The sequence below is a fragment of the Streptomyces tanashiensis genome (assembly GCF_014648895.1).
Lineage (GTDB): Bacteria > Actinomycetota > Actinomycetes > Streptomycetales > Streptomycetaceae > Streptomyces > Streptomyces tanashiensis.
Map to the genome: position 1 here is coordinate 75,475 of NZ_BMRZ01000009.1, position 26,491 is coordinate 101,965.

General features: G+C 70.7%; 21 protein-coding genes, 1 pseudogene and 1 riboswitch. Of the genes and pseudogenes, 6 read left to right on the plus strand and 16 right to left on the minus strand.

Annotated features, from left to right (window positions below):
- Nucleotides 1–28 precede the first annotated feature (28 nt).
- Nucleotides 29–1,222: an MAB_1171c family putative transporter gene (locus IE237_RS24905; RefSeq protein ID WP_189804345.1), complete on the minus strand. Its 1,194-nt coding sequence runs from the start codon at nucleotides 1,220–1,222 to the stop codon at nucleotides 29–31.
- Nucleotides 1,215–1,745: a ParH-like protein gene (locus tag IE237_RS24910; RefSeq protein ID WP_189804346.1), complete on the minus strand. Its 531-nt coding sequence runs from the start codon at nucleotides 1,743–1,745 to the stop codon at nucleotides 1,215–1,217. The genes IE237_RS24905 and IE237_RS24910 overlap by 8 nt, the downstream gene beginning before the upstream one ends.
- A gap of 418 nt (nucleotides 1,746–2,163) precedes the next feature.
- On the opposite strand from IE237_RS24910, the gene IE237_RS24915 reads away from it, so the two are divergent.
- Entirely contained in the window at nucleotides 2,164–2,706 is a 543-nt protein-coding gene (locus IE237_RS24915; RefSeq protein WP_189804347.1) for an SMI1/KNR4 family protein, read from the plus strand.
- Nucleotides 2,707–2,778: 72 nt separating this feature from the next.
- On the opposite strand, the gene IE237_RS24920 is transcribed toward IE237_RS24915, so the two are convergent.
- The 3 genes and pseudogenes from IE237_RS24920 to IE237_RS40885 all read right to left on the minus strand — a co-directional run.
- Complete coding sequence (locus IE237_RS24920; RefSeq protein ID WP_229842874.1) at nucleotides 2,779–7,275, minus strand: hypothetical protein; 4,497 nt, start codon at nucleotides 7,273–7,275, stop codon at nucleotides 2,779–2,781.
- A gap of 17 nt (nucleotides 7,276–7,292) precedes the next feature.
- A complete protein-coding gene (locus IE237_RS24925; protein ID WP_229842875.1) occupies nucleotides 7,293–8,288 on the minus strand; it encodes a hypothetical protein in 996 nt (331 codons plus the stop codon).
- Between the two features lie 203 nt (nucleotides 8,289–8,491).
- Nucleotides 8,492–8,605, minus strand: a pseudogene (locus IE237_RS40885) (ABC transporter ATP-binding protein); the annotation flags it as partial.
- A gap of 640 nt (nucleotides 8,606–9,245) precedes the next feature.
- On the opposite strand from IE237_RS40885, the gene IE237_RS41630 reads away from it, so the two are divergent.
- Nucleotides 9,246–9,743 (plus strand): tyrosine-type recombinase/integrase, encoded by a 498-nt coding sequence (locus IE237_RS41630; RefSeq protein ID WP_368858571.1) that lies wholly within the window; start codon nucleotides 9,246–9,248, stop codon nucleotides 9,741–9,743.
- Here the strand turns inward: IE237_RS41630 and IE237_RS24935 are convergent.
- Nucleotides 9,649–11,034, minus strand: a complete 1,386-nt coding sequence (locus IE237_RS24935; protein ID WP_189804349.1) for a C39 family peptidase — start codon at nucleotides 11,032–11,034, stop codon at nucleotides 9,649–9,651. The two genes, IE237_RS41630 and IE237_RS24935, sit on opposite strands and share 95 nt — an antisense overlap.
- A gap of 227 nt (nucleotides 11,035–11,261) precedes the next feature.
- Here IE237_RS24935 and IE237_RS24940 point away from each other — a divergent pair, with 227 nt between their 5' ends.
- Nucleotides 11,262–11,891 carry a uridine kinase family protein gene (locus tag IE237_RS24940; protein ID WP_189804350.1) on the plus strand — a complete coding sequence of 210 codons (630 nt, stop codon included), beginning with the start codon at nucleotides 11,262–11,264 and terminating at the stop codon, nucleotides 11,889–11,891.
- A gap of 320 nt (nucleotides 11,892–12,211) precedes the next feature.
- Nucleotides 12,212–14,128, plus strand: coding sequence for an AAA family ATPase (locus IE237_RS24945; protein WP_189804544.1), 1,917 nt, complete (start codon nucleotides 12,212–12,214; stop codon nucleotides 14,126–14,128).
- Nucleotides 14,129–14,209: 81 nt separating this feature from the next.
- On the opposite strand, the gene IE237_RS24950 is transcribed toward IE237_RS24945, so the two are convergent.
- The 10 genes from IE237_RS24950 to ribD all read right to left on the minus strand — a co-directional run bounded on the left by IE237_RS24950 (nucleotide 14,210) and on the right by ribD (nucleotide 22,704).
- A complete protein-coding gene (locus IE237_RS24950; RefSeq protein WP_189804351.1) occupies nucleotides 14,210–15,253 on the minus strand; it encodes a hemolysin family protein in 1,044 nt (347 codons plus the stop codon).
- Nucleotides 15,250–16,623, minus strand: a complete 1,374-nt coding sequence (locus tag IE237_RS24955) for a hemolysin family protein (protein WP_189804352.1) — start codon at nucleotides 16,621–16,623, stop codon at nucleotides 15,250–15,252. Before IE237_RS24955 ends, IE237_RS24950 begins: the two co-directional genes overlap by 4 nt.
- Before the next feature lie 241 nt (nucleotides 16,624–16,864).
- Nucleotides 16,865–17,317 carry a PH domain-containing protein gene (locus IE237_RS24960; protein ID WP_189804353.1) on the minus strand — a complete coding sequence of 151 codons (453 nt, stop codon included), beginning with the start codon at nucleotides 17,315–17,317 and terminating at the stop codon, nucleotides 16,865–16,867.
- A 44-nt stretch (nucleotides 17,318–17,361) separates the two neighbouring features.
- The gene (hisG, locus tag IE237_RS24965) at nucleotides 17,362–18,210 is read right to left on the minus strand and encodes an ATP phosphoribosyltransferase (RefSeq protein ID WP_189804354.1); all 849 of its coding nucleotides are present in this window, start codon (nucleotides 18,208–18,210) and stop codon (nucleotides 17,362–17,364) included.
- Between the two features lie 52 nt (nucleotides 18,211–18,262).
- A complete protein-coding gene (locus IE237_RS24970) occupies nucleotides 18,263–18,544 on the minus strand; it encodes a phosphoribosyl-ATP diphosphatase (RefSeq protein WP_189804355.1) in 282 nt (93 codons plus the stop codon).
- A gap of 35 nt (nucleotides 18,545–18,579) precedes the next feature.
- Complete coding sequence (gene ribH, locus IE237_RS24975; RefSeq protein WP_189804356.1) at nucleotides 18,580–19,065, minus strand: 6,7-dimethyl-8-ribityllumazine synthase; 486 nt, start codon at nucleotides 19,063–19,065, stop codon at nucleotides 18,580–18,582.
- A 30-nt stretch (nucleotides 19,066–19,095) separates the two neighbouring features.
- Complete coding sequence (locus IE237_RS24980) at nucleotides 19,096–20,373, minus strand: bifunctional 3,4-dihydroxy-2-butanone-4-phosphate synthase/GTP cyclohydrolase II (protein WP_189804357.1); 1,278 nt, start codon at nucleotides 20,371–20,373, stop codon at nucleotides 19,096–19,098.
- Nucleotides 20,370–21,002, minus strand: a complete 633-nt coding sequence (locus IE237_RS24985; RefSeq protein ID WP_189804545.1) for a nicotinamide mononucleotide transporter family protein — start codon at nucleotides 21,000–21,002, stop codon at nucleotides 20,370–20,372. The genes IE237_RS24980 and IE237_RS24985 overlap by 4 nt, the downstream gene beginning before the upstream one ends.
- A 17-nt stretch (nucleotides 21,003–21,019) precedes the next feature.
- Nucleotides 21,020–21,628 carry a riboflavin synthase gene (locus tag IE237_RS24990; protein WP_189804358.1) on the minus strand — a complete coding sequence of 203 codons (609 nt, stop codon included), beginning with the start codon at nucleotides 21,626–21,628 and terminating at the stop codon, nucleotides 21,020–21,022.
- A gap of 2 nt (nucleotides 21,629–21,630) precedes the next feature.
- The gene (ribD, locus tag IE237_RS24995; protein WP_189804359.1) at nucleotides 21,631–22,704 is read right to left on the minus strand and encodes a bifunctional diaminohydroxyphosphoribosylaminopyrimidine deaminase/5-amino-6-(5-phosphoribosylamino)uracil reductase RibD; all 1,074 of its coding nucleotides are present in this window, start codon (nucleotides 22,702–22,704) and stop codon (nucleotides 21,631–21,633) included.
- A 173-nt stretch (nucleotides 22,705–22,877) separates the two neighbouring features.
- Nucleotides 22,878–23,007, minus strand: a riboswitch (FMN riboswitch).
- 242 nt (nucleotides 23,008–23,249) lie between these two features.
- Between ribD and IE237_RS25000 the strand changes: the two genes are divergently transcribed.
- Nucleotides 23,250–25,616, plus strand: coding sequence for a chitinase C-terminal domain-containing protein (locus IE237_RS25000; protein ID WP_189804360.1), 2,367 nt, complete (start codon nucleotides 23,250–23,252; stop codon nucleotides 25,614–25,616).
- A gap of 133 nt (nucleotides 25,617–25,749) precedes the next feature.
- A complete protein-coding gene (locus IE237_RS25005; protein ID WP_189804361.1) occupies nucleotides 25,750–26,490 on the plus strand; it encodes an SDR family oxidoreductase in 741 nt (246 codons plus the stop codon).
- Nucleotide 26,491: the final 1 nt, after the last annotated feature.

Genomic DNA, 26,491 nt, shown 5'->3' on the forward strand with positions numbered 1-26,491 from the left:
CCGTCCGCCCAGGGCGGACGTGCCCTGCCTAGCGCCCGACCCGGTGGCGCATGTGCTCCACCAGCCCGGCCACGGTGAACGCCTCGGCCACCTGGACCAGCCACGCCGCCTCCTCCTCGACCGAGCAGTCGACCGGGTAGGCGAGCGCGACGTCCTGGTCGCCGGAGGCGCCGGGGCCGATCCTGGCGGACTCCAGTGCGGCGGCGATGACCGCGGCCTCGGCCATCGCCGCGCGGCCCGCGGGCGGCACGGGGAACCGGGCCAGCGCCGCGTCCGACAGGGCGCGGGCGTCGGGGGGAACGAAGGCACGGAGTTCCAGGTAGCCGTCCCGGATCTCGATCACCCGGCGATAGAGGGCGAACTCGGACCGGTGCAGGGAGAACAGACGCACCGACGGCCAGCCCAGGTCCAGGGCCGTCCCGGGGGAGACGGCCCGCAACGCCGACCACAGCGGCTCCAGGGCACGGTAGGTCCGGTAGGCCCGTAGCCACCGCCCGACCGCGGTGGTGGCGGAGACCCAGCCGCCGGCGGTGCCGCCCAGGACGCCCAGCACCAGACAGCACAGTCCGAGCATCCGGCCCACCGGGTCCAGCCCGGCGCTCTGCCGGTTGTCCAGGGCCATGGTGACGATCGCCGACACACCCCACAGGGCCCAGAGGAGGCCCACCGTGATGCTGGCCGTGATCAGCCGCAGGCCCGTGCGCAGCGCGCCCGCGCCCAGTCCCCGGGTGAACCGGTGCACGGGGACCAGGAACACGGCCAGGCACCACAGGCTGTAGCCGGTGAAGACCGTGTCGCTGGAGGCGAGGAGCACCGCTCCGGTCCCCTCCGCGAGAAGCGAGCCGTGCCGGATGCGTACGCCGGAGGAGAGGAACAGCACCGCGCACAGCACGAGGGCCGAGAAGGTGACGCCGACGTGCAGCCGGCCGGTCAGCGGTCGGGGCCGGGGCAGGCCGATCTCGATGACGGTCAGCGGGAGGAAGGCGAGGGCGGCCATCTCCATCTCGCGGCCCAGGAGATGGGTCGACTGCGGGGACCACGGCCACTCCAGGTGCATCGTCGGAGCGGCCAGCAGGGCCATCGCCGCGGCCATGCAGAATCCGAAGCGGCACAGGCAGCGCACCGCGTAGGGCGAGTCGCTTCCGTTGCGCAGCAGACGCAGTTCGTAGCAGCCCAGCCACAGCGCGGCGACGGCCGGGAGGTACGCGAGCAGGTCAGACACGTGACCGCTCGGGGCGGCGGGAGGAGGCCCCGACGAGGCTTCCGGCCCGTCCGTGGTCCGGTCCCGGCACGGGACCTTCCCTGAGCACGCGGTGCAGGATGAGAGAGGCGAGCAGTTCCGCCTCCCGCTCGGCGGGCTCGGCGTACACGGTGCGTCCCAGGACCCGGCGCACCAGGTCGGGGGAGAGTCCGGGCAGCAGCGCGCGTACGCCCGGCGTCTCGGGGGTGGGCAGCCGATCGTGCCCGCAGAGCAGGTGGGCCGCCTCGTGGACGAGGATGTGCTGCCGGTGGAGTGCGCTGGTCCCCGGGGTGCACAGGATGTAGTCGGCGCGGTCGGTCGTCACCAGCACACCGCACGGGATCGCCGCGTCCACCGCGACCGGCAGGACCTCGATCGGGCGGCCACGCCGTTCGGCCAGGAGGCCCAGGAAGGTCTCGGCCTCGAAGGGGTCCGGCAGTTCGAGCCCCTCCGAGAGGGCGCGAACCCTCCGCCAGAGGCGTCTGTGCGACCGATCGGCGAGCATCAGGGACCCCTCCCACCGGAACGGCGCCACCGCTCCGCCTCTGCTGTCCTCGAGCGACCCGACGTCCCTCCCCTGGGCCGCCCGGACATCCGCTCTGAAGGATCAACTCGACGATCAAGGATGATTTTTGCGATTGTATGCACGTCGAGTCGTACGCCGACAGAGCGCATGTGGCGCTCCCGATACCCGCCTCCGCCCCGCCCCGCCCGGACGACACCCGCCGGCGGGGCGGACGACAGACACCGGAGCGCCCGCGGACCGGAACGGGCCGCACCGCAGCCGGGGCAAGCGGCGCCAACCGCGGAGAGCGTAGGCTCGCAGCCCGAGGGCGCTTCGACCGGCGCGCCATGCCGTCCGGCTACAGCGGGCGAGCCCGTTGAGTGGCCCAGCGCATCCGTACAGAGAGGGGCAGCGGGGAATGAGTGTGGTGGAGAGCTGGTCCCGCGTGATGAGTCTTCTTCGGGAGTGTGCCCCGGCCGATCACGCGGATCTGCCCGGTCCGGCCACGGAACAGATGATCGCGGCCGCCGAGGAGCGGATGGGCGTCTCGCTGCCTCAGGATCTGCGGGCGTGGCTGCTGCAGAACAACCTCGATCTGCCCGAGGACGAAGCGGACGACGAGGTCGCCTGCTGCGGTTACGCCGGGTTCCCGGACGAGGGGAGCTTCTTTCTGGGCATCCGGGCGATGGAGAAGCTCTACGCGAACCACCCCCTGTCCGGTGGGGGCGAATGGCGCGAGGAGTGGATCCCGTTCCTGTCGGATCAGGACGGCTGGACGGGACGGTTCATCGACGCGAAGGACGGACGTATCGGCAGATGGTTCGTGGGTGAGCCCACGCTCACCGGCGAGTACGCGTCATTGGCCCACCACTTCGACTCCGTGGCGGAGATGCTGACGAGGATCGGCGCGGGGGACCATCCGACCTGTCCCGTCGTCGATGGGCGACTTGTCTGGTTGTGAGGCCACGACGCCGTGAAACACAAGTGCCCCCCGGAACCGAAGGTCGGCCGGGGGGCACTTCTCATGGTGCGGTTACGGAGTGGGTGCGGTGAATCCGGCGAGGTCGACCCAGTAGCCGTCGTCCTCCATCAAGCGCTGTTCCTTGATGAAGTCGCCGAACGGGCGCATCGACTGGGTGTTCTGCCAGTTCGACATCGAGGACCGGCCACACGGCTCGTTCCACGTCGGTGGCGTGGCACTCGGGCGCAGGCGGAGCGTCATGGTGTCGTCGGGGTTGCGCGCGACATAGGTCTGGATGCACTCCGCGCCGCTGTAACCGACGGGGTTGGGGCCCGCCGAGTTTCCGGCGCTCTGGGCGGCGTTGGCGAACACGAACTCGTCACAGCTCTTCGAGTCGGTACGCGGCTCCCCTGCGTCCAGGGACCACTTGTCACTGAACAGACCGGTGCCGCTGTAGGCCTTCCACTTCCTGCCGCAGATGAGCTGACGGTTGCGATCCGACTGGATCTTGCCCGAGCCGTCGACGGACATCTTGTTGCCCAGGTAGGTGAGCGGCTTTCCGTTGCTGGTGTGCTGACCAAACTTGATGTTGGTCTTGCGCCACATCATGTCGATGTGTGCAGCGGCCCCGGGGAACTTCTTGGAGTTCATGACGTACGTCGGCTTGTAGCCGGGGAACACACAGCCGGTGCCCGCGCTGGAGACCTCGGTGTCGCAGCGGATGATCAGCTGGCCACTCTCGAACTCGGTCGGATTCACGACCGTAGTGCTGTTGACCTTACCGCCGAGGGACAGGTACGGGGTGATCGAGTTCCTGGTGGCGCCCCCGCTGGGCGACCACTTGAACCGCGTGGTGACGGTCCGCAGGAGCGTGTCGCCCTTGGCGAAGGTCTTCGACCCGTTCCAGTCGACGCTGGTGATGTCGCAGTAACCGCGGCACTTGGCCGCGTAGTCGAAGGTGGCGGAGTTCACCGAACCGTCCATCGACTTCAGCCGGATCGTGGCGACCTGCGAGAACTCGGCACTCTTGGGGTCGAGGTAGTACGTCGCGTAGACGTCGAATCCCGCGCTTCCGAGCGGGACGACCGGGACGGTGTTCGAGTACTCCGTCATCCCGTAGTCGCTGTGGATACAGGCGGTGCTGCGCTTGCGGGTGAGGTTGTGGTTGACCGTCGAGCACGTCGCGGTGCTCATGGCTGCCATCGGCGCCACCGTGGCGGTCTTCGCCGAGAAGCTGCGGGCCGCGGAGAAGGAGCCGTTGGTGATGTCCTCCTCCGGCTCGACCGGCGCCGGATCCGGAGCGGTCGGGTCGGCCGTCATACTGCCGGTCAGCGCCTGACCTTCGTACGTGCCCGGGACGAACGCCACCGCGTCGAAGGCGATGTCCGCCGACCCGTTGCCGCCGTTGAAGTTGTCGAGCCGCACCTCGGGGATCTGGTCACCGAATTCATAGGCGCCCAGGTCCACCCACTTGTTGGCCTGGTTCGCCGTCTGCGAGATCGCCGCCTCCTCTTCCCCTTCGGGCGTCTGGATCCGGTACACGGCGTTGGTGGTCTGCGCCCCGTGGTCGGGTATGTGCGCGAAGATCTTCGCCTGGCGCGTGGTGTTGGTCAGCGGAGCGTTCAGCTTCCACGTGCCGGTCACCTTCAGACGCTCGGCGTCAGCCGGGTTCGACTCGGGCGAGCGGGTGTGCGTGAACCAGAAGTGGTTGCCGTAGCCCGCACCGATCTGATGCGTGTCGATCTTCCCCGGATACGTGGTGACGGTGGTCGGGTTGTCCGTACCGTCGTTGGTGAGATCCATCTGGGTGTCCCACGGGACATACGTGAAGTTGAACGTGCCGCTCGACTTCACCGCCCCGCATCCCCGCTTGGCGTCCACGCCGGCGGGTATGGTCCCGTCCGCCAGATCGTCGACCACGAGGGCGTTGGCGGGCAGAGCCGTGGTGACGCAGTTCGGCGGGTAGGAGCCGGCATCCGGCTGCTCGCCATAGGACGTCGGGAAGCGGTGCACACCGTTGCCGCACTTGGCCCCCGTGGTGCAGTTCTTCCACTGCGCCTCGGTGACCGGCTGGTTCCACCAGCAGTGCAGCCAGTGCGGGTTCGTCTTGCTGTTGCCCGCGTCCAGGGTGCAGGCACCCAGGCCCGGGTCGTTGGAGTCGTTGTCGCCGATCTTGGCCGGGTTGCAGTTGTTCGACGCGTTGCAGAACAGGTCGATCGGAGGCTTGGCGCTCGCGCGGTCCGCGTTGGAGTTCCACCATGCGCCCTTGTAGCCCGCTTGGAAGTCACCGGGAGCGAACATCGCTGAGATCGGGCGCGCCGCCCAGCCGATCACCTTCTCCTCGTACGGCCAGTCCTGCGGGTGCGCGGCGTGGCTGTAGTCGTCCTTGGAGGAGTCGGTGGCGTGCTGCAGGAACGGCACCCGGTTGGCCTTCCACAGCGGGTTAGCCGGGTTGTTCGTCCAGCCCACGCCCGAGTGCCCCGCGGAGTCGGCGGTGTCGTAGAAGCCGGAGTTGTACGCCCAGAGGGCGAAGAACCAGTTCTCGATCCACTTGGGGTGGCCGCCGTTGATCTTCATGCCGGCGTTGTACGTCTGGTTCCACTTCTCCGACAGGATCCGCACGCCGGCCGCGACGTTCGCGGTGTAGTCCAGCGCGACCGCTTCCTGGGCGACCGTGGACAGGGCGGTCTCGCCCGGCTTGGTCTTGCCCGCCAGGCGCATGCCGTCGGTGGCCTGGGTGATGCCGTAACCGCAGTCGGCGTCCGCCCAGTCGATCCGCCAGGGGTCGAGCTGCTCGCCCGAGGCGGCGTAGTCGACACCGTAGTAGTTGCCGATCAGGGAGTTGGCGGTGACACCGGGCACGGCGAAGCGGGTGGCCTGCCACATGTTCGACTCCTGCGCGGTGATGCCGAGCATCACCTGCGCGGGAATGTGCCACTTGTCGGTGACGGCCGGGTCCTCGTTGTCGAGCTTGCCGTTGGGGTCACCCGCGAGGACGGTCGGCGGGAACAGGCCCTGCGGCTGGTAGCCGCCGGCGATGCCGGTGTTCTTCCAGTTGCTGTCGCGGTAGAAGTTCAGCTCACCGACGACGGCCTGGTCCACGGCCCATTCGACCTGGCGCGGAGTGGGCTGGAACGCCTGCTTCTTCACGTCGTTGCGGGCCACCGCGCAGTAACGTTCCCCGGTGCCTTCGCTCGGGCTGTCGGCCTGCGCGGTGAGGGCCTGCGCACGGGCGCCCGGCGTGGACCGGCCGTCCGTGCTCTTCCTGCCCATGGCCGGGCCGGAGCCGACCGGGCCGCCGGTGGTGAGAGCGGGCGAAAGGGCGTGCCCCTGTGCCTCGCCCCCCACGCGGTGCGCGCCGGGGCGCAGGTCGAGGGTGACGGACTTGCCCGAGTCCAGCATGCGCAGGGCCGTACGGGCGGAGCGCGGCTTGGCGGCGTCCTCCGGGTTGACCAGGGTGGTCTTCCCGTCGGACCAGGTGGTGGTCAGGGCCGCCTGGGCGTGGCTGGAGATCGCCGCGCCCTTGGGGAGCTTGCCGGGGTTGTGCACCCGCTTGGGCAGGGCCTTGGACGTGGCGTCACCGGTGACGAACACCTCGCCGCGCGCCGAGCGGGTCAGGTCCCAGGCGTACAGCCCGCCGGAGGCGACGGTGACGGGCTCGGTCTTCTTGCCCTGCCTCACCTTCGTACGGTCCAGGTGCTTGGCCCAGGCGGCCGGCTTGACGGACGCCTTCTTGTCCAGCTCGCGGTCGATGAAGGTGATGCCGCCGTCGGCGTCGGCGGTGATCTGGAACGGCACCGTGGTGGTGGACGCCAGGGTCTTCTCGGCCGTGCCGTTGATCCGTACCAGCTTGTTGCCGTGGGCGGCGACGATGCCCGCGCCGGTGGGGATCGCCGAGGTGATCTGGCCGCCGAGCGTGACCGGCTTCGACTGCTTGCCGGTGGCCGCGTCGACGGTGATCAGACGGGTCTGCTGCTTTTCGTCGCCGTCATGGGTGAGCTGGGTGAACACCGCCTGATCGCCCTGGCCGCAGCCGGGCGAGAAGTAGGCGAGCGACGACTGGAACGGCAGCTTGGTGACCTTGCCCGAGGTCAGGTCGACCACGGCGGTGAAGGCACCGCGCACCATCAGCTCGGGCTTGTTGGTGAACATCCTCGGCGCGTACGAGACGGCCGCGTACTTGCCGGACTCGGTGACGCAGTGGTTGCCGATCCAGGTGTCCGAGGCGAAGCCGTCCTCGAACAGACTGGCCACCGTGCGGAGTTGGTAGCCGTCCTTCTCCTTGCCCGCAAGGAGATGGAAGCCGGTGCCGTCACCGGTCGTGGTGACCGCGGTGTCCGCGGACTTCTCGTAGCCCTTGCCGAGCAGGCCGGCGCGGTCCTTCGCGGGGATCACGGAGGGCTTCGGGGAGAGCTTCTTCCGCTGCTGGGTGGCGTCGTTCCACCCCTGCGCCGCTCCCTTGGGCGGCTTTGGTTCCTTGGCCTGCGCGGGCAGGCTCAGCGGTATCGCCAGCGCGGTGGTCACCACAAGGGTGATCGGCGCGCGCAGGCGACTACGTATCGGTCTCAACTGTGTTCCTTCTCTGGTTACTTGACTGCTTTCGCGGCCGCAAGGGCCTCACCCATCCGCTTCTTGACGGCGGCGAGCTGGTCCTTGTTCTCCTCGATCAGCCGCTTCTGGACGGCCGACTCCTCCTTGAACCAGACCTCGATCAGACGGGTCTGCTCCTTGCAGTCGATGTCGTCCAGCGCGAGCTCGATCGCGTTCTTGGTGGTGCCGTCGCCGTCGGCGTAGCCCTGCTCCATCGCCCGGTACGGATCGGCGGCCTTGCGGCCCTTGCCCTTCATGCAGGCCGACCAGCCCTTGAGAGCCTTCTCGACCGGCTTCAGCGGCCGGGACTCGGAGAGGCTCATCGAGGCGAGCCCGGAGACGAAGCCCGCATCCGCCTCGTTCACCTTGAGCCGCCGCTTCGACCAGCCGGCGCAGCCGCCCTCGTGCAGCTTCTTTCCGTTGTGCTCGGCGCGCGCGGGCTTCGGGACCCCGCCGAAGTGGCCGTCGGCGCCATGGGCACCCTTGGGCGGGGTGACCTCGGGCTTCTTCTGCCCGGTCAGGACCTCCACCTCGACGCCTGAAAGCCCCTCCTCGACGGGTTGGAGGCTCCGGGTCAGCTCCTTCGGCAGCCCGTACCCGTACTTCTGTGCCTGTGCGCGGTCGCTGAGGCCGTAACGCCGCTCGATCGAGACGGCGTTGCTGTAGGGCGGCGGGTTCGCGCCGGGACGCGGCAGATCGACGGTCAGCCCGTACTCGGACATGCACCGCGTCTCCAGGGTGCGCAGCGCGGTGTCGACGGCGACCTGATCCGCGTAGGAGGGCAGGTAGGACTCAAGCGGCAGCTCCAGGCCCTTGACCAGTCCGGAAGTGGGCACCTCCGCTGGCCAGTTGGCTTGGTCGACCGGGGCCTTGTCCTTCGGGGCCTTGTCCTTCGCCGAGTCGGAGGCCGATCCGGACGAGGAGCAGGCACCGAGCGAGATTGCCGCGAGCATGACAGCAGTGGCGACGGTCGTTCGCCTGAGGACGTGCATGGGTTTTCCTTCTCTACGTGACGTGAGGTGGTCCACGTGCGTGGCGCATGGCGGCCACGCTCCTTACGCTCAGCGGCGCGGCGCCTCTACCGGCGCGATGCGGGACTCGACTCCGCCGGCACGTCTCGTACGCCTGACGGGTACGGACCGAGCGTTGTGGCGACCTCGGCGCAGTCGCACCATCGGCATGAGTCTGCGCCTCGCCTCCGCACCTCTTCCGTGAGTCGTCCGTCGCGGATGGTGATCGTTCGTTCGCCCAACTGGGCCACTGCCGGATCGTGCGTAATGACAAGAATGGTCATGCCGGCCCCGCGCAAACGGCATCCCTTGATTTCACTCAAGCCGAGGGGGATCGTGCGCATCTGAGCGATAGTTGCACGGCGAGCGTCACCACTCGCATGAGTTGCGATACAGGCCGCATGAGCCCCCCGGCCTGCTGAAATCCATGTGGATCACCCTACACTCCGGGGCGGCCGATTCAAGATCCATAAAGCTGACCTGTCGTGCGATCAGGGGCAAACGGGATGACCGCTGATCCTTGACGCCGCTTTGATGGGCCCTCGACTACGGAATTCCGAATTCACGGAAGTCTGGGCCGAATTGTGCCGCAGCAGCCGCGTACGCACTCAGGGCGACGCCGCACGCAGTCAGCGGTGCAGGGCTCCGTCGCTCGCGCCCTTGGCCCGACGTCGTCGGCATGGGCCCGGTGCGGCATTCGTGATGGCTCGACAGATGCACGCGCAGGCAGGGCCTCCAGCGATCACGGAGTGTCGAGTTCGCTGATCACCACGACCGAGGACCGTGCCTGCCCGGTTCACACCCGTCGCCCCTGAGGTTGAAGGTGTGGGGTGACAGCGGACGTTGGCGGTGCTACGTCGTCGTCATGAAGTACGCGGATGGCGGCGGTCCGACGACACAACGCCCGCCGAACCGGAGGCCGCCCCTGCTGCGCTGGTGATGCGCCGCAAGGACAGCTCCGGAGAACACGCACCGAAATGCGCCCCGTCGAAGCATCGGAAAGAAGGAGGGTGGCGCGACATACTCGCGCCTGCTTCCCCTGAGCCATTCATCGACCGGCTTCCGATCCGCAATGCGAGCGGCGGACCACCGTATCCCGATCCTCTACGCAAGTCATGGGACCGCGCCATCAGGCGACTTGAGCCTCCCGCATACAGCCCGCACGAATTGCGGCACAAATGGACCACCGTGGCCCTGACCAACGGAGTGTCCGTTCACGAAGCGTCTCGCCGGCTCGGACATCGTTCGATCAAGGTCACGGTGGACCGGTACGGCCACCTCACGCAGGACGGCCAGGAGCGCTGCCGTCAGGTCGTCGGGACGACCGTCGGGCCGCACATGCTCACACCAGGCCGAGCGACCGCAGCACGCGGTGCTGGGTCGGGGCCGGCTCGGTGGGCCAGTAGACGTAGCAGACGCCGCCCGTACCGCCTCTGACCTTGCCGTTCGCGTCGTAGCGCTTCGTGCGGAGCCAGATGTTCTCCCACTCGCGGCGCCGGTAGACGCGGCGGACGGCCTCGTTGTCGGGGGAGGCGGGGTCGTTGGCGATGATGTCGCCGTCCGCCGTGAAGCCGATGACGGTCATCAGGTGGCCCGAGGTGCCGTATCCGGCTCCGGTCAGCTCCTCCTTGCGGAAGGACTGGGACGTTATGGCCGGGATGCCGGCCCGGATCAGCGATTCGAGTTCCGTGAGCGAGCTCAGCCGAGTGACCACGGCGTTCATCTCGGGGTAGGTGGCCGCGTAGGCGGCGTTGAAGGGCCAGTTGCCGCAGCCCTGGTACTGGTGGTCGTAGGTGAAGCGGGCCGCGTGGCAGACCTGCGGGTCGGCGAAGGACGGGTTCACCCAGGCCAGCTGCTCGGCCGAGGGCCGGCGCCCCCAGTACTCGACGATCATCTGGGAGGAGGTCGGGCTGCACCAGGCCTCGCCGCCGTTGTCGTACTCGGGGTACTGGCCCACGTGGGTGTTCTGGGAGTAGCGCGGGACGTCCAGCTCGTGCGCGAGGCCGGGCTCGGCGGCCGGAACGGTGAAGCGGTCGGGGATGTCCGAGGCCATGGCCCCGAGCCGCCAGACCGTCGGGGTGAGGTCGCTGCCCGGGGCGCGGTAGAGGGTCAGGCGCAGGCGGTACGAGCGCAGCCGCAGGCCGCTCGCCGCGTCGTCGATCGCGAAGGTGTCGGTCCAGACCGTGCTCTTCCCGTCGGTCTGGTCGTCGACCGAGGTGCGCCGGACGTCGTCGTCGCCGGAGGCCCAGCGGCCGAGCACGTACCAGGGGGTGGCGGTGGCGTCGGAGTACGTGCCGGACAGCTCGACCTGGAGCCAGGTGCCGGGCGGTGTGGCGGCGTTCCAGGAGGCGATGACCTCGGTGGCCGGCACGGCCGGGGTGTGGACCGGCGAGGTCCAGCTCGCGTACTCCCAGGCGGAGGTGAGGCCGGTGTGCGGGTCGGTGTAGTCGAGGCGCCCGGCGGGGGTGGCGAGGACGAGGCCGGGGCGGTGGCCGGCGACGGCCTTCGTACCGGCCGCCGTGCCGCACCTCCAGTCCGTGTACGAGGACCAGAAGCGGTTGTCGACGGGCCCTGGGGCGGGGGCGTGGCCCCGCCCGGCGCCGGCCGGCGCGGTGGAAAGGTCCGGTGCGGTGGGGCCGGCGGCGGTGGCGGGGCCGGCGGCGGCCGTTCCCGCGGCGGCCGCGAGCGCCGCGGCGAGGACGGTTCTGCGCGGGGTGGAGCTGGTCATGGGCGGTGACCCCCAGTCGAGAACGGTGGGCGTGCGAAAGTGCCGAGGCGTGGCCGTACGGGCCTCCACGCCGGTGGACGGACGGGGCTGCGCGGGCCCACTATCCCGGCTTCCGCGGGGCCTCCGCCAGCACTTCGCCCCGCGTCGCCGCACCAATATTGGTCTCCACCACTGACGGCGGCACCTCCCTGACCTGCGGCGGTCCCCCGCTCCCCTACCCTGGGGCCATGAACGACCTCGACCGCGCGGCGCACGCGCTGCTCCGGCTGCCGCCCTCCTGCGGACCGGTCCGGCTGGTCGCCGTCGACGGGCACGCGGGCTCCGGCAAGTCCACCCTCGCGGCCCGCCTCTCCGCCGCGCTGGGCGACGCCCCCGTCCTCCACCTCGACGACCTCGCCACGCACGAGGAGCTCTTCGCGTGGACCGGCCGGCTGCGGGAGCAGGTCCTGGAGCCGCTCTCGCGGGGCGAGACCGCCTCCTACCGCCCGTACGACTGGCGGCTGCGGCGCTTCGGGGAGGCGCGGGCGCTGCCCCCGGAGCCGGTGGTCCTCGTCGAGGGCGTCGGTGCGGGCCGACGGGTGGTGCGGCCGTTCCTTGCGTGGCTGCTGTGGATGGAGCGAGGCGCCGAGGAGTCCTGGGCGCGCGGGCGCCGGCGGGACGGACCGGAGCAGGCTTCCTTCTGGGACGGCTGGACCGTGGCGGAGACTCGCCATTTCGCCGAGGACCCCTCCCGGGCCTTCGCCGACACGCTGGTACGGGAGCGCCAGGAGGGGTACGACTGGCTCCCCGGGCCGTCCGTGACAGCGGGCGCGCACCAGATCATCACGCACGGTGACGGCTTCCTGTCCGTGAACTGAGCGGGCGGAAGTCCGCTTCCGCAAGTGCCTCAACTTCGCTTGACCCAAGGGGCGTACAGGTCTTACGTTCTGAATGTGCGGCTTTTCGGAGCCGCCGCGGACACGAAGCCCCCGGTTGTTCCCCCGTGATCGGGGGCTTCGTTCTGCCCTCCGAGCCCCTCTCCGGGGCCCCTCCCACCCCTTTCGCGGCCCCTGACGCTCACCCAGGGTCACCGCTTCCGGATCATGCGCTTCTCCTTAAGCGCGCACCCCCTGCGCAGGTACGATGCCCCCAGGTGCGGTCAAATCCCGTCCATGCGATGACGGTTGTGGGGGACCCGATGGACATCGGCACGCAGGGCTCGCAGGCCCCGGCCGAGCTCGCCTGGCTGCGCGGAGTCGACGCCTACACGATGGGCGCGTATCCGCAGGCGGAGGACGAGTTCCGGACGGCGGTACGGATCGATCCCGGGATGGCGGACGCCTGGCTCGGGCTGCACGCGCTCCGGGTCGACACCACGACCGCGCTGCTGCGCATGTACCGCAACCGCGATCGCTTCGGCGAGCAGCGGACCCGGTACCGGCGCACCCTGAACTCCTGGTACTGGCTGGGCTGGTGGGTGCAGCCGGTCCTGGAGAGCCCGCGCGACCTGTTGCTCGCGCACGCCTCCCACTGGCTCGACGGCCGCCATGTGCCGGAGCTCGACCGCGCCCTCGCGGGTCTCCCCCCGGTCGACACCGACCCGCAGGTGCGCTTCCTGCACGCCTGCCGCGCCTATCTCGTCAAGGACTGGGACCAGCTCGTCCGGCACACCGAGACCCTCGTCGACGATCCGCTGCTCGGCATCGAGGCCGGGCTGTTCGGCGGCATGGCCCGGGTGCGTCTGGAGATGTACAGCCAGGCCGAGCCGCTTCTGTCGGCCTCGCTGATGCGCTGCCGCAGCGAGCAGCCGCAGCGCAAGGAGCTGCGCTACTGGCTCGCCCGCGCCCACGAGGGCACCGGGCGCAGCGCCGCCGCCCTGCCCCTCTACCGGGCCGTGCACCGGATCGATCCGGCCTTCATGGACACGGCCGCCAGGCTCGCGGCCATCGCCGAGTACGACGGGTTCGAGGGGTACGACGGCGTGGACGACCCGGCCGGCCTCGCGACGGTCGCGATGGGCACCGTCGGCGGGGGCCTCGGCCAGGACGCGGCGGACACCGTGCCGGGTGCCGAGCCCGACGGCGGGCTCGGCGACGGGCTGCGGCTCGCGCCCGAGCCGGTGCCGCCCGCCGCCCCCGTCACGTCGCCGGAGACCGTACGGCAGAAGGCCCCGCTGCCCGGGCAGCCGGTGCCGCCGCGCTTCCCGGCGGGACCCACCGATCCGACGCTGCTCGCGGAGGCACTCGCCGAGCTGGAGGGCATGGTCGGGCTCGAACCGGTCAAGAGACAGGTCAAGGCGCTCTCGGCGCAGCTGGAGATGGCCCGGCTCCGGGCCGGAGAGGGCCTTCCGGTCCAGCCGCCCAAGCGCCACTTCGTCTTCTCCGGCCCCTCGGGCACCGGGAAGACCACCGTCGCCCGGATCCTGGGGCGGGTCTTCTACGCGCTCGGGCTGCTCGGCGGCGATCATCTCGTGGAGGCCCAACGGGCCGATCTGGTGGGCGAGTTCCTGGGGCAGACGGCCGTCAAGGCCAATGAGCTGATCGACTCGGCGGTCGGCGGCGTGCTGTTCGTGGACGAGGCCTACGCGCTCTCCAACACCGGCTACAGCAAGGGCGACGCGTACGGCGACGAGGCCCTCCAGGTGCTGCTGAAGCGCGCCGAGGACAACCGGGACCACCTGGTGGTCATCCTCGCCGGCTACCCCGAGGGCATGGACCGGCTCCTCAGCACCAACCCGGGCCTTTCCTCCCGGTTCACCACCCGTGTCGACTTCCCCTCGTACCGCCCGCTGGAACTCACCGCCATCGGCGAGGTCCTCGCGGCGGCGAACGGGGACGGCTGGGACGAGGAGGCCCGGGACGAGCTCCGCTCGATCAGCGGGCACGTCGTCGAGCAGGGCTGGATCGACGAGCTCGGCAACGGCCGCTTCCTGCGCACCCTGTACGAGAAGTCCTGCGCCTACCGGGACCTGCGGCTCTCCGGATACCCGGGAACCCCGAGCCGGGAGGACCTCGCCACCCTCCGGCTCGCCGACCTCATGCAGGCGTACGGCGAGGTCCTGTCGGGCCGCGGTCCGGTCGACCGCGGCCCTCAGCAGGAGCCCCCTGGCTACTAGGACCGAGCGGGTCCTGGGACCGAGCGGGCCCTAGGACCGACCGGATCCTAGGACCGACCGGACCCTAGGACCGACCGGACCCTAGGCGGCCGGGACAGGCTGCACGCGGTGCGCGGGGTCGCGGACCTCGCCCACCAGCATCTCCAGGACGTCCTCCAGGGCGACCAGGCCGAGGACCCGGCCCGAGCCGTCCGCGACCTGCGCCAGATGGGTGGCGGCGCGGCGCATCACGGTGAGGGCGTCGTCGAGGGGCAGCTCGGCGCGGAGCGTCGCCATCGGGCGCCACAGCCGCTGCGGCACCGCCCGCTCGCGCTCCTCCAGGTCCAGGACGTCCTTCACGTGCACGAAGCCCATGAAGGTCGCCCGGCCTTCGGCGCGGACCGGGAAGCGGGAGTACCCGGTCCGTACGGTCAGCTCCTCGATCTCGCGCGGGGTGACCGACGGCGGGACCGTGACGAGGGAGGCGGAGGCGATGAGGACGTCCGTCACCGGGCGGCTGCCCAGTTCGAGGGCGTCCTCGAGGCGCTCCTGCTCGACCGGGTCGAGCAGCCCCGCCTGGCCCGCGTCCTCCACGAGACGGCCGAGCTGGGCGCTGGTGAAGACCGCCTCCACCTCGTCCTTCGGCTCGACGTCGAACGCCCGCAGCACCAGCCGGGCGCAGGCCCCGAGCGCGGCCGTGACCGGCCGGCAGAGCCGGGCGAAGCCGACGAGGCCGGGGGCGAGCCAGAGGGCGGTGCGCTCGGGGTCGGCCATCGCCAGGTTCTTCGGGACCATCTCGCCGATGACGAGGTGGAGGAAGACGACCGCGGCGAGGGCGATGACGTAGCCGAGCGGATGGATCAGCCCCTCCGGGACACCGATCGAGTGGAAGACCGGTTCGAGGAGGTGGGCGACGGTCGGCTCGGCGACCGCGCCGAGCGTCAGGGAGCAGACGGTGATGCCGAACTGGGCGGCGGCCATCATCTGCGGCAGGTTCTCCAGGCCGTGCAGGACCTGCTTGGCCCTGGCGCCCCCGAGCGGTTCGATCTGGCTGCGCCGGACGGAGACGAGGGCGAACTCGGCCCCGACGAAGAAGCCGTTGGCGAGGACGAGGAGGAGGGCGAAGAGGAGTTGCAGGGTGCTCATCGGACCGCCTCCGCCGGAACGGGCACCGGGGCGGCGGGGGCCGCGACCGGGTCCGGGTCGGGGGCGGTACGGACGATCCGCACGCGCTCGGCGCGGTAGCGGTCGACCTGGCGCACCGAGAGCCGCCAGCCGGGGAGCTCGGCCCGGTCCCCGGGGGCCGGGATGCGCCCGAGGAGGTCGGCGACGAGCCCGGCGACGGTCTCGTACGGCCCGTCGGGCACGTCGAGGCCTATCCGGCGCAGGGTGTGGACCCGGCAGGAACCGTCGGCCTCCCAGGCGGGACGGCCGTCCTCGGCGGGCGCCGCGGCCAGCTCGGGCCGCCCGTCGGCGGCGGTGTCGTGCTCGTCGCGGACCTCGCCGACGAGCTCCTCGACGATGTCCTCCAGGGTGACGACGCCGGCCGTGCCGCCGTACTCGTCGACGACCACGGCGATCGGCTGCTCCCGGCGCAGCCGCTCCAGGAGCGTCTGGGCGGGGAGCGTCTCGGGGACGAGGAGCGGCGGGACCGCGATCCGTCCGACGGGGGTGCGCAGGCGGGCGTGCGGGGCGACGGCGAGCGCGTCCTTGAGGTGGACCATGCCGACGATCTCGTCGATGCGGTCGCGGTAGACCGGGAAGCGCGAGAGGCCGGTGGCCCGGGTGAGGTTGAGGACGTCGGCCGCGGTGGCGTCCCACTGGAGGGCGCTCACCTTCACGCGCGGGGTCATCACCTGTTCGGCGGTGAGGCCGCCGAGGCTCAGGGTCCGTACGAAGAGGTCGGCGGTGTCCTGTTCGAGCGCGCCGGCCAGGGCCGAGTGCCGGGCCAGCGAGACGAGCTCGCCGGGGGTGCGGACCGAGTCCAGCTCCTCGGTGGGCTCCACGCCCAGGAGCCGTACGAGCCGGTTGGCGACGCGGTTGAGCAGGGAGATCACCGGCCGGAACAGCGCCGAGAAGCGGCGCTGCGGGGTGGCGACGAAGCGGGCGACCTGGAGCGGCCGGGAGACCGCCCAGTTCTTCGGGACGAGCTCGCCGACCACCATCTGGACGGCGGAGGCGAGCAGCATGCCGACCACCACCGAGACCCCGGAGACGGCCCCTTCGGGCAGTCCGGTCGCGGTGAGCGGAGCGTGGAGGAGCCCGGCGAGCGCGGGCTCGGCGAGCATGCCGACCACGAGCGAGGTGATCGTGATGCCGAGCTGCGTGCCGGAGAGCTGGAAGGAGAGCTCGCGCAGCGCGGTGACGACGGTGCGGGCGCGCCGGTCACCGGCGGCCGCGGCCCGCTCGGCCTCGGCGCGCTCGACGGTCACGAGACCGAACTCGGCGGCCACGAAGAAGCCGTTGGCGAGGATCAGGAGGAAGGCCGCGACGAGCAGCAGGAGGGAGATGATCATGCCGCCGCCTCCAGGGAGGGGGCGGCGCAGGTACTACCGGACGATCCGTCCATTGCTGGAGGGAGTCACTCCTCGGGTCGAAGGGTGGTCTCGCGGGCCGCGGTCGCGGCCCTGCACACGCGAGACGGTGGTGCCGCTCGGCACCACCGTCTCCAGAGTAGTCACGTGAACGCCCCGAAGGGCAGGGGGTCGGCCCCGGATGGGGGACGGACCGGGGATTCCCCCGAGTGCGGCCGGGGCCTCAGCGGGTTTCCGTGCCCGTTCCGCGGCTGTCCGCGAGGGCCCGCAGGGCGCGGGCGTCGCGGATCGCCGTCTCCCTGGCGATGCCGGGCTGGATGCCCAGCGCGGGCATGCTGGTGCCGTCGCTCAGGTCGAGGAAGACCCAGGGGTCGCCGGGGCGGAGGTTGACCTTGAGGATCTCCGCCCAGGCCAGGCGCCGGCTCCTGGTGATGTTGACGACCGTGACGCCGTCCTCGTCGGCGACGACCTTCGGACGGCTCAGCAGGACCAGGACCCCGGAGAGCAGCGCGGCGGTGAGGACGAAGCTGGCCCGCTCCCCCGGTCCCAGGCGCTCCAGCAGCAGCGCCACGGCGGTGACGACGACGAACATCGAGACACCCAGGGTCAGCAGGACCGCCCGGGTGCGACCGGGACGGAAGGTGACCGGCAGGGTGGGCGTCGTGGGCTGCGACATCAGGGGTTCCTCGGTGCCTGGTGGGACGTGCGGGCCGGCGGCCGTCAGAGGCGGCAGGCGTGGATGGCGGTGGTGAGGATGGCGCGGGCGCCGATCTCGTACAGGTCGTCCATGATCCGCTGGGCCTCCTTGGCGGGGACCATCGCGCGGACGGCGACCCAGCCCTCGTTGTGCAGCGGGGAGACGGTCGGCGACTCCAGGCCCGGGGTGAGGGCGACGGCCTGCTCCAGGTGCTCGGCCCGGCAGTCGTAGTCCATCATCACGTAGCTGCGGGCGACGAGGACGCCCTGGAGGCGGCGCAGGAACTGCTGCACCTGCGGGTGGTCGTCCGTGGCGCCGTGGCGGCGGACGACGACGGCCTCGGAGGTGAGGATCGGCTCGCCGATGACCTCCAGGCCCGCGTTGCGCAGGCTGGTGCCGGTCTCCACGACGTCCGCGATGACCTGGGCGACGCCCAGCTGGATCGCGGTCTCGACGGCGCCGTCCAGGTGGACGACGGAGGCGTCGATGCCCTGGTCGGCGAGGTGCTTGGCGACGATGCCCTCGTACGAGGTGGCGATCGTCATGCCGCCGAAGTCCTCGGGACCGTTCGCGGTGCCCGGGCGGGTGGCGTAGCGGAAGGTGGAGCGGCCGAAGTTCAGCGCGAGGATCTCCTCGGCGCTCGCTCCGGAGTCCAGGAGCAGGTCACGGCCGGTGATGCCGATGTCCAGCTTCCCGGAGGCGACGTAGATCGCGATGTCCTTCGGCCGCAGGTAGAAGAACTCGACCTCGTTGTCGGGGTCGATGACCACCAGTTCCTTGGACTCCTTGCGCTGGCGGTAGCCGGCCTCATGGAGCATTGCCGACGCAGGTCCGGAGAGGGAACCCTTGTTGGGGACGGCGATGCGCAGCATGGGGTGAGCTTCCTTTGCCTGGGAGTTTTCGGGGAGTGGGGGACGTGTGTGCTCAGAGGTGGGCGTAGACGTCGTCGAGCGAGATCCCGCGGGCGACCATCATCACCTGGACGTGGTACAGCAGCTGCGAGATCTCCTCGGCGGCAGCTTCCTTGCCCTCGTACTCGGCGGCCATCCAGACCTCGGCGGCCTCCTCGACGACCTTCTTGCCGATGGCATGGACGCCCTTGTCCACCAGCTCCGCGGTGCGGGAGGTGGCCGGGTCGCCGGTCTCTGCCTTGAGCTTGAGCTCCGTGAAGAGCTCTTCGAAGCTTTTACGGGTTCCGTTCGCCATGATGGTCCTAAGAGTACGGGGTAAGGGTCACGTACTTAGCGCCAGGGTTCGCTGACGGTGCGCAGCGTGGTCGCGGTGGCGACGGCGGCGGTGACGGCCTCGTGGCCCTTGTCCTCGGTGGATCCTTCGAGGCCGGCCCGGTCCAGGGCCTGCTCCTCGTTGTCGACGGTGAGGACGCCGAATCCGACGGGTACGCCGGTGTCGATCGAGACCTGGGTGAGGCCGTGGGTGACGCCCTGGCACACGTACTCGAAGTGCGGCGTTCCGCCGCGGATGACGACGCCGAGCGCCACGATGGCATCGTAGCCGCGTCCGGCGAGGACCTTCGCCACGACCGGGAGCTCGAAGCTGCCGGGGACGCGCAGCAGCGTCGGCTCGTCGATGCCGAGCTCGCTGAGGGCGCGCAGGGCGCCGTCGACGAGACCGTCCATGATCTTCTCGTGCCACTGCGCCGCGATGACCGCGACCCGGAGGTCGCCGCAGTTCTTCACGCTGAGGACGGGTGCGCCCTTGCCGCTCATGTCTCTCCTAGCAGTTTCGTACGTACGTGATCACTGGTTGTTGCAGGTGGAGGCCGGGGAGCCGTCCAGCCACGGCAGGTCGTGGCCCATCCGGTCCCGCTTGGTGCGCAGGTAGCGGAGATTGTGCTCGCCGGCCTGGACCGGCATGGGCTCCCGGCCCTCGACGCGGAGGCCGTACCGGGCGAGGGCGTCGATCTTGTCGGGGTTGTTGGTCATCAGGCGCAGGCTGCGGACGCCGAGGTCGCCGAGGATCTGCGCGCCGGCCGCGTAGTCGCGGGCGTCGGCGGGCAGCCCGAGCTCCAGGTTGGCGTCGAGGGTGTCGCGGCCGCGCTCCTGGAGCTCGTACGCGCGCAGCTTGGACAGCAGGCCGATGCCGCGGCCCTCGTGGCCCCGCAGGTAGACGACGACACCGCGCCCGGCCTCGGTGATCCGGTCCATGGAGGCCTGCAGCTGGGGGCCGCAGTCACAGCGGAGCGAGTGGAAGATGTCGCCGGTCAGGCACTCGGAGTGGACCCGGACGAGGACGTCCTCGCCGTCGCCGATCTCGCCGTGGACGAGGGCGACGTGCTCGACGCCGTCGACGGTGGAGCGGTAGCCGTACGCGGTGAACTCGCCGTGCGCGGTGGGGAGCTGGACCTCGGCCTCGCGTCGGACGGTCGGCTCGGCGGAGCGGCGGTAGGCGATCAGGTCCTCGATGGAGATGATCGTCAGGCCGTGCTTGCGGGCGAAGGGGACCAGCTCGGGCAGGCGCAGCATCACGCCGTCCTCGCCCGCGATCTCGACGATCGCGCCGGCCGGGCGCAGGCCCGCGAGGCGGGCGAGGTCGACGGCGGCCTCGGTGTGTCCGTTGCGGACGAGGACGCCGCCGGGCTTGGCCCGCAGCGGGAAGATGTGGCCGGGGCGGACGAAGTCGGAGGGCTCGTGACTGCCGGAGGCCAGCATCCGCAGGGTGGTGGCGCGGTCGGCGGCGGAGATGCCGGTGCTGACGCCGTGGGCGGACGACGCGTCGACGGAGACGGTGAAGGCCGTCCGCATCGACTCGGTGTTGTGCGCGACCATCTGCGGGAGTTCGAGGCGCTCCAGCTCTTCGTCCTCCATGGGGGCGCAGATCAGACCGCGGCACTCGCTCATCATGAAGGCGACGATCTCGGGGGTGGCCTTCTCGGCGGCGATGACGAGGTCGCCCTCGTTCTCGCGGTCCTCGTCGTCGACGACGACGACGGGGCGGCCGGCGGCGATGTCGCGGATGGCCTGCTCGACGGGGTCGAGAGCGAGGTCGGTGGCGTCCCAGAGGGGATGTGCGCTCATGCGTGGGCTCCTTCCAGGGCGGTGCTGCGCGAGCGCAGCCACCAGTCGCGCAGGCCCCAGAGGACGAGCGCGCCGTAGATGACGTAGACGAAGCCGGAGAAGGCGTAGCCGTTGGCGAAGTTCAGCGGGACGCCGACCAGGTCGACGAGCAGCCAGGCGAACCAGAACTCGACCATGCCCCTGGCCTGGGCGTACATGGCCACGATGGTGCCCACGAAGATGTAGGCGTCGGGCCAGGGGTCCCAGGACAGGTCCGGGAAGGCCTCGAAGAGCAGGGCCACGCCGACGGTGCCGACGGCGGCCGCGGCGACCATGGCGGCGCGCTCGGTCCAGGTGGCGAAGCGCACGGCGATCTGGCCGTCCGCGCCCTGGCCCTTGCGGCGCTGCCACTGCCACCAGCCGTAGAGCGCCACGAGCATGACGACGACCTGCTTGCCGGCGCTGCCGGCGAGGTGCCCGTAGAAGGCCGCGAAGAGGACGAGGCCGGCGAGGAACTGGACGGGCCAGGTCCAGACGGAGCGGCGCCAGCCCAGGGTGAGGGCGACGAGTCCGAATATGTTGCCGATCATGTCGGACCAGATGATCTTCTGGTCGAGGACGGTGAACGCCTCGGAGTTGAGCCAGTTCAGCTGGGAGTCGAGCCAGTTCACTTCTCGTTCTCCTTGGCGTCGGCGCCGAGCAGCCGCTCGACGTACTTGGCGATGACGTCCACCTCGAGGTTGACCGGGGCGCCGGGCTGCTTGATGCCGAGCGTGGTCAGGTCGAGGGTGGTCGGGATGAGGCTGATGGTGAACCAGTCGTCGGCGACCTCGACGACGGTGAGGCTGACGCCGTCGACCGTGATCGAGCCCTTCTCGACGACGTACCGGGAGAGGTGGGCGGGCAGGCCGACCTTGACGAGTTCCCAGTGCTCGGACGGGGTCCGCTCCAGGATCGTGCCGGTGCCGTCGACGTGGCCCTGGACGATGTGACCGCCGAGGCGGCCGCCGACGGCCATGGGCCGCTCCAGGTTGACCCGGGAGCCGGTCTCCAGGGCGCCGAGGCTGGACCGCTTGAGGGTCTCGGCCATGACGTCGGCGGTGAACTCGCCGTCGCCGAACTCGACGACCGTGAGACAGACACCGTTGACGGCGATGGAGTCGCCGTGCTGGGCGCCTTCCGTGACCAGGGGTCCGCGCAGCCGGAAGCGGGAGGCGTCCTCCAGCTGCTCGACGGCGACGACCTCGCCCAGTTCTTCGACGATTCCGGTGAACACGGTCAGGCTCCCTTGAGGGTGGCGGTGATGCGGAGGTCGGATCCGATGCGCGCGGTCTCGGTGATGTCGAGCCGCAACGCTTCGGTGAGGGTGGAGATTCCGGCGTCGGCGAGGGCGTTGGGGCCCGCGCCGAGGAGGACCGGGGCGAGGTAGCCGACGACCTGGTCGACGGCGCCCGCGGCGAGGAAGGCGCCCGCGAGGGTGGGGCCGCCTTCGAGGAGGATCGAGCGGACGCCGCGCGCGTGGAGGGCGTCCAGGAGGGCGGGGACGGCGAGTCCGCGCTCGGCCCTGGGGAGCCGTACGACGTCCGTGAGGGTGGTCTCGGCGTCCTCGGCGATCGCGATCAGGGTGGGGGCGGCCTCGTCGAGGACCCGGGCGCCGGGCTTGACGGCGGTCGCCTCGGTGTCGACGACGACCCGCAGCGGCTGGACGGCGCCTTCGACGTTCCGTACGGCCAGGTGGGGGTCGTCGGCGCGGGCGGTGCCGGAGCCGACGACGACGGCGTCGGCCTCGGCGCGCAGCCGGTGGACGTCGGCGCGGGACTCGGCGGAGCTGATCCAGCGGGAGGTGCCGTCGGCGGCGGCGATCCGGCCGTCGAGGGTGGCGGCGTACTTCCAGCGGACGAAGGGGCGGCCGCGGCGCACGGAGGTGAGCCAGGCGATGTTGCCGGCCTCGGCCTCGTCGGCGAGGAGCCCCTGGGAGACCTCGATCCCGGCGGCGCGGAGGGTGTCGGCACCGCCCGTGGCCTGCGGGTTCGGGTCGCCGACCGCGTACACGACCCGGCTGATCCCGGCCTCGATCAGGGCCTGGGCGCAGGGGCCGGTGCGGCCGGTGTGATTGCAGGGTTCGAGGGTGACGTAGGCCGTGCCGCCGCGGGCCAGGACGCCGGCCGCGCGCAGGGCGTGGATCTCGGCGTGGGGGCCGCCGGCGCGCCGGTGGAAGCCTTCGCCGACCTGGTGTCCCGAGGCGTCGGTGATGACGCACCCGACGACCGGGTTGGGGCTGGTGGCGCCGAGACCGCGTGCGGCGAGCTCGACGGCGCGTCGCATGGCGGTGATGTCGGCCTGCTGGGCCACCGGGTCCTCCTGCCTCTTCGGGCACGGACTCCGGGGCCTGTCGATGACGACAGAGAGCGGGAAGGACGCCTCGCACAGGGTGCGCCGAGGCCGCGTCCTCCGGGTACGCCGATCGATCACGGAACGGCGTCCAGCGGACGTACGGCCGGCACACCCCTGGAAGGGGTCACCCGCCGCGCACTGCCTCCCATCCGGACTTTCACCGTCGGTCCAGGAATTTCACCTGGTCAACCGGCCGCTGGCTGCGGACGGGTCGCGGACTATACCGCCGGTTCGGAATTGCACCGACCCCGGAGTGCGCTGCTGCTGATACAGGGCCAGTGTGCCACGACCCGCGTGAGGCGATAGCCCCGGACCCTGTGGGCTGGCTCACAGACTCCCACAGAACCCTTCTTTGGTCCAGACCTATTGACGCACTGGTCTAGTCCTCTTAATCTCCGTGTCACCTCCGAGGTAACGGTCCGTCGGCGTGCGCACTCCACGGACCCAACACGACCCACCCCCTTGTTCGTTGTGTTCCATCACCTCCCCAGGAGGAACCGATCGTGTTGTCCCCCACGACGAAAAGAGCCTCGCTGCTCGCGTCCGGCGCGGCCGTCGCCGGGCTCCTGCTCAGCTCGCTCTCCGGCGGCGTCTCGTACGCCGCCGACAACGAGTCCTGTCGCCCCGACGGGCTCTACAAGACCCCGGGCGTCGACGTCCCCTACTGCTCGGTCTACGACACCGAGGGCCGCGAGAAGATGGGCGCGGACCACCAGCGCCGGGTCATCGGCTACTTCACCGGCTGGCGCGACGGCAAGAACGGCCAGCCCGCGTACCTGGCCAAGGACATCCCGTGGGACAAGATCACCCACATCAACTACGCCTTCGGCCACATCGGCGGGGACAACAAGCTCTCCGTCGGCACGGACGGTCCGAACAACGCGGCCACCGGGATGACCTGGCCCGGTGTCGCAGGCGCCGAGATGGACCCCGCCTACGCGTACAAGGGCCACTTCAACCTGCTCAACAAGTTCAAGAAGCAGCACCCGAACGTCAAGACGCTGATCTCGGTCGGCGGCTGGGCGGAGACCGGCGGCTACTTCGCGGACAACGGCGACCGGGTCAACTCCGGCGGCTTCTACTCGATGGCCACCAACGCCGACGGTTCGGTCAACCAGGCCGGGATCGACACCTTCGCGACCTCGGCCGTCGACTTCATCCGCAAGTACGGGTTCAACGGCGTCGACATCGACTACGAGTACCCGACCACGATGAAGGACGCGGGCAACCCGCTCGACTGGCAGCTCGCCAACGCGCGCCGCGCCGGGCTCGTGCAGGGCTACGCGGCCCTCATGAAGTCCCTGCGCGAGAAGCTGGACACGGCCGGCGCCGCCGACGGCAAGCACTACCTGCTGACCGTCGCCGCCCCCTCCTCCGGCTACCTGCTGCGCGGCATGGAGACCTTCCAGATGCAGAAGTATCTGGACTACGTCAACATCATGTCCTACGACCTGCACGGCGCCTGGAACGAGTACGTCGGCCCCAACGCCTCGCTCTTCGACGACGGCAAGGACGGCGAGCTCGCCGCCGCCAACGTGTACGGCTCCTCCCAGTACGGGAACATCGGCTACCTCAACACCGACTGGGCGTACCACTACTTCCGCGGCTCGATGCCGGCCGGCCGCATCAACATCGGCCTGCCGTACTACACCCGCGGCCACAAGAACGTGCAGGGCGGCACCGACGGTCTGTGGGGCAAGGCCTCCGCGACCACCTGCCCCGCCGGCGCCGGTCTGACGAAGTGCGGCGACGGCGCCAGCGGCATCGACAACCTGTGGCACGACAAGGACACCAACGGTGTCGAGTCGCCCGCCGGCTCCAACCCGATGTGGCACGCCAAGAACCTCGAGAAGGGGATCGTCGGCGACTACGTCACCCAGTACGGCTTCCCCGCGAACACCACGCTGACCGGCACCTACGCCCGCAGGTACGACTCGACCCTGGTCGCGCCGTGGCTGTGGAACGCGCAGAAGAAGGTCTTCCTCTCCACCGAGGACGAGCAGTCCGTGGCCGCGAAGGCCGACTACGTGGTCGACCGCGGCATCGGCGGCACCATGGTCTGGGAGATGGCCGGCGACTACGCCTGGAACGCGGCCAAGGGCCAGTACGAGATGGGCTCGACGCTCACCTCGCTGATGTACGACAAGTTCAAGGCGGCCACCCCGTACGGCGCGAAGAAGTCCAACAAGGCGCTGCCGACGCAGGCCGTGAAGATCGACGCCCAGTTCACCGAGTTCAAGCTGGGCGACTCGAACTACCCGATCACGCCGAAGATCAAGATCACCAACAACACGGCGACGACGCTGCCCGGCGGCACGGAGTTCCAGTTCGACTACGGCACCTCGGCGCCGTCCAACGCCTCCGACCAGTCCGGCTTCGGCACGAAGGTCATCAGCAGCGACCACACGGGCTCCAACGTGGGCGGCCTGAAGGGCGACTTCCACCGCGTCTCCCTGAAGCTCCCGGCCTGGCAGACGCTGGCCCCCGGCGCGACGGTCGACCTGGCCTTCAACTACTACCTGCCGGTGTCCACCCCCTCCAACTGGACCGTGAACATCAACGGCACGACGTACGCCCTCGCCGGTGACCTGGCGCGCGGCACGACGGTCGTGGAGCCGGGCACCACCACCCCGCCCACCACGCCGCCGACCACCCCGCCCACCACCCCGCCGACGACTCCCCCGACCACGCCTCCGACGACGCCGCCCACGGGCTGCACCGCCCCGGCGTACGTGGCCGGCACGGTCTACAACGCGGGCAACGAGGTCTCCCACAAGGGCAAGAAGTGGAAGGCCCAGTGGTGGACGCAGAACGAGGAGCCGGGCACGACCGGCGACTGGGGCGTCTGGAAGGACCTCGGCGCCTGCTGACGCACCCCGTCCGTTGAACCCCCGGCGGCGGACACTCACGGCCCTTGCCCACCGCCGGGCCCACCGCGCCGCGCCCCCCTGTCCGGGGCGCGGCGCGGTCGCGTTCGCGCGCCCGGGCGGTCAGGCTGAGGACATGAGCACGATCCTGGTGACCGGCGGCACGGGAACGCTCGGACGGCCCGTCTGCGAGCGGCTGCGCGCGGACGGCCACGAGGTGCGGGTGCTGAGCAGGCACTCACCGCCGTACGCCGTCGACCTGCGGCAGGGCGGACCGCTGCTCGACCGGGCGGTCGACGGGGTGGACGCGGTCGTCCACTGCAGCAACATCCTCCGCGGCGACAAGGAGGCCGCCCGCCTCCTGATCGAGGCCGCGCGGCGGGCCGGGGTGCCACACCTGCTGTACATCTCGATCGTCGGCGTCGACCGGATCCCCCTCGGCTACTACCGGACCAAGTACGCCGTGGAAGGCATGATCCGCGCGTCCGGCATCCCCTGGACCCTGCTCCGCACGACCCAGTTCCACGACCTGGTCCTGCGGCTGCTCCAGGGCCTCGCGAAGCCGCCCGTGATGCTGCTGCCCAAGGACGTCCGGGACCAGCCCCTGGAGGTCACGGAGGCGGCCGCACGCCTCGCCGAGCTGGCCGCGGGGCCACCGGCGGGCCGGGTGGAGGACATGGGCGGCCCGGAGATCCTCACCTTCACGGAGCTGGCCCACGCCTGGCTGCGGGCGACCGGGCGCCGGCGCCGCCTCGTGGAGGTGCCGCTGCCGGGCCGCGTCTACCAGGGGCTGCGCCACGGCCGTCATCTGGCGCCGGAACGGACGGTGGGCCGGGTGACCTTCGAGGAGTTCCTCGCACGGCGCTCCGCTCCGTGAT

Coding starts and splice junctions, on each gene's coding strand:
- IE237_RS24910 (WP_189804346.1), bottom strand. CDS start 1,745: ATGCTCGCCGATCGGTCGCACAGACGCCTCTGGCGGAGGGTTCGCGCC.
- IE237_RS24915 (WP_189804347.1), top strand. CDS start 2,164: ATGAGTGTGGTGGAGAGCTGGTCCCGCGTGATGAGTCTTCTTCGGGAG.
- IE237_RS24925 (WP_229842875.1), bottom strand. CDS start 8,288: ATGCACGTCCTCAGGCGAACGACCGTCGCCACTGCTGTCATGCTCGCG.
- IE237_RS41630 (WP_368858571.1), top strand. CDS start 9,246: ATGCGCCGCAAGGACAGCTCCGGAGAACACGCACCGAAATGCGCCCCG.
- IE237_RS24935 (WP_189804349.1), bottom strand. CDS start 11,034: ATGACCAGCTCCACCCCGCGCAGAACCGTCCTCGCCGCGGCGCTCGCG.
- IE237_RS24940 (WP_189804350.1), top strand. CDS start 11,262: ATGAACGACCTCGACCGCGCGGCGCACGCGCTGCTCCGGCTGCCGCCC.
- IE237_RS24945 (WP_189804544.1), top strand. CDS start 12,212: ATGGACATCGGCACGCAGGGCTCGCAGGCCCCGGCCGAGCTCGCCTGG.
- IE237_RS24950 (WP_189804351.1), bottom strand. CDS start 15,253: ATGAGCACCCTGCAACTCCTCTTCGCCCTCCTCCTCGTCCTCGCCAAC.
- IE237_RS24955 (WP_189804352.1), bottom strand. CDS start 16,623: ATGATCATCTCCCTCCTGCTGCTCGTCGCGGCCTTCCTCCTGATCCTC.
- IE237_RS24960 (WP_189804353.1), bottom strand. CDS start 17,317: ATGTCGCAGCCCACGACGCCCACCCTGCCGGTCACCTTCCGTCCCGGT.
- hisG (WP_189804354.1), bottom strand. CDS start 18,210: ATGCTGCGCATCGCCGTCCCCAACAAGGGTTCCCTCTCCGGACCTGCG.
- IE237_RS24970 (WP_189804355.1), bottom strand. CDS start 18,544: ATGGCGAACGGAACCCGTAAAAGCTTCGAAGAGCTCTTCACGGAGCTC.
- ribH (WP_189804356.1), bottom strand. CDS start 19,065: ATGAGCGGCAAGGGCGCACCCGTCCTCAGCGTGAAGAACTGCGGCGAC.
- IE237_RS24980 (WP_189804357.1), bottom strand. CDS start 20,373: ATGAGCGCACATCCCCTCTGGGACGCCACCGACCTCGCTCTCGACCCC.
- IE237_RS25005 (WP_189804361.1), top strand. CDS start 25,750: ATGAGCACGATCCTGGTGACCGGCGGCACGGGAACGCTCGGACGGCCC.